This window comes from Campylobacter sp. IFREMER_LSEM_CL292, from assembly GCF_025771615.1.
GTDB classification, from domain to species: domain Bacteria; phylum Campylobacterota; class Campylobacteria; order Campylobacterales; family Campylobacteraceae; genus Campylobacter_D; species Campylobacter_D lari_D.
In genome coordinates, this window is record NZ_JAKMQP010000026.1 from 1 (window position 1) to 2,942 (window position 2,942).

1 protein-coding gene is annotated in these 2,942 nt (G+C 28.5%); it reads left to right on the forward strand.

What is annotated here, in order from left to right; genetic code table 11:
* Window positions 1-2,942: filamentous hemagglutinin N-terminal domain-containing protein (locus L8T82_RS07860; RefSeq protein WP_263726271.1), on the forward strand; the 2,942-nt coding region annotated here is incomplete at both ends.

The window sequence follows — 2,942 nt, forward strand, 5'->3', positions numbered from 1 at the left end:
ATCACCTATGGTGGCAGCAGATAAACCACTTAATCCAAATCACTTACCTAGTGGGGGTAAATTTACTCATGGGACTAGTGGGAGTATAAACAAACCAAATGACAATACCTTAAATATTAATGGACATGGAAAAAACTCTGTTATCCAATGGGGTGGTGGTTTTAGTATAGGTAAAGATGCACAAGTAAATTTTAATGGCTCTAATAAAAACTACCTAAACATTGCTCATGGAACAAGTAAATCTACCATAGAAGGTGTATTAAATGCAAAAGGTAATAATGTCTTTTTAATCAATCCTAATGGGGTAATCATTACTAAAACAGGAACTATCAATGCTAATCGCTTTGTGGCTTCTACTTCGTCTTTAAATGAAAATGATTATAAAAATTTCTTTTCTAAAGGTGCAGCTTTTTCACCGGTGTTTAAAGCCAATAAATTGGGTAATGTAGTAAACATGGGGACTATCAATTCCGATAACATATTACTTATAGGAAATAAAGTTAAGGTTGAAGGTAGTATCGTACCACTTTATTCAAATGGTAATATGGTTAATTTGGTTGGTAATGAAATAGATATATTATTAGATAATATAAAGGCATATCGAATTGTAGCTAGTGCATATGAAAAAGGAGAATTACGAGAGTTAGCAACATCTGCTTATTATGATTCTAAAATAACAGATGCTATATATAAATTTAAAACGCAAGAATACAATAATATAGAAAATTTAGGCAATAAAAAATTGGTTACAGATGATTTTCAAAAATATATTGGTATAGGATCTGATTTAGATTGGTTTTATTTTTCGAAAATGTGGAACGAATCTAAAACAGTGGCTCGGTTTAATAATGATTATAGATTGGTAAATGATATTTATTTTGAAAATAAAAACTATGCAAATTATTGTATATCAGGACATGGATGTGCAAATATGATTATCGGATATGATATTGTATTTGCTAAAAATTTTGATGGACAAGGATTTGCTTTAAATAATATTAATATAGATACAACTATCTTAAAGGATAAAATAGATTATGTTGGTGTATTTGGACGAGTAGGGCATGATGCAAGAATAAAAAACATCAAAATAGATTATAATTTAGGAGGGATTAAAACTTCTGCGGCTTATGCCGGTGGATTTGCAGGGGAAATTATAAACAATGCGGAATTTAGTAATATATCTTTAAATAGAATAGAAGGTATAAGTGCTAACCATGTTGGTGGATTTGTGGGTATTATCAGGAAAGATAAACAATCTTATCCAAGAAATCCAGTATTCTCAAAGATAGAATTAAACAATATTAAAAATATAGGAAAAGAAAATAGTAGATATGCTGGTGGATTTACCGGATATATAGTTAATGGCACATTTAATGATATAACATTAAATAATATAGAAAATATCAAAGGAGATAGAGCTGGTGGTTTTGTGGGATATATCAACAATGAATACAATCAATATAAAGATGCAACTATAAAAATACAAAACATATCACTAAATAATGTAAAAAATATAGGAATCCAAGGAGTTACTACCTATTCTGGAGGTTTTGCAGGTGAAATAAATTATGGGGATTTTTCTAATATATCTTTAAATAATGTGGGAAATATTTATGGTAATGCTGGTATAGGAGAATACTATAAAGGTTATGCTGGTGGATTTGCAGGGTATATTCTTAAAGGAAATTATTCTAATATATCTTTAAATATTTTTGGGGATATTATAGGAAATCATGCTGCTAGTGGTTTTGGAACTTTATTTAGTTTCCAAAGCAGACTTTTATCAAATATCTATATGTATTTTCAGCCTGATTCAAAATTGATTAGTAATAATTATTTATATAAATTTGTAAACAGCTCATCGGGTTTAAATAATATTAATATTTATCATAAGGAAGGGGAATTGACAAATGCAGAAGAAATACCAGATAAAATGAAAATTTATACCTATACAGATGAAAATGGTTATATAAATTTTAAAGAAGCAGTACTAGGTAAATTAGAAGGACTACGCGAAGAAGATGGAAATTTAATCTTTGCACAAAAACCTGATATAAATATAGATATAGAAAAACCTTCAGAGGATGTTGTATTGGAAAAAGATGATGTGGTTAGTATTAAAGATTTGCAAGATATGCTTGATGTTATATCTAATGGTAAATACTCAATTCATATAAAAAACCCTGATATAATTTATGGAATAACTGATAGCATACGCCAAAGTTTGGATTTTTTAAAAACATTATATGCTCAAGAAAAAATAAGCGAGATATTAGAGAATATTGATGTGGAATATAAAAATATATATAATAAATATCAAGATATTTTAAAACTAATTGATGAAAGTAAAATCTCTCTTAATAAATTTATTAGTGGATCTTTAAAACCTTTAATCCAAGAAACAGAAAATTTTATCGAAAGATTGATTATTTATCAAGGACAACTTAATGATAAAATTGCAGAATATAATGATTATGTGGATTTAATTAACCAGGGTTTGGCAAATAAAAATGATGAATATCTTGATGATTTGAAAAAAGATATGAATATGTTGATTAATGCTAGTAAGAATTTGGCAGATAAGATTAATAAAAATCAAGAGCAATTGATTAAATGGAAAGAAGAAGCTCTAAAACAATCTCAAGGGCATTTTGAAATTAAAGGTGCTTTTGCTAATGTAATACTAAATACAAATTTAGATCTAAATGAAATAGATCCACCTAAGCCTATAATCCCACCTACACCAATAGAACCACCAATTGTAGTACCACCTACACCAATAGAACCACCAATTGTAGTACCACCTACACCAATAGAACCACCAATTGATAATAAACCTATTGACCCAATAGAACCACCAATTGATAATAAACCTATTGACCCAGTAGAACCACCAATTGATAATAAACCTATTGACCCAATAGAACCACCAATTGATA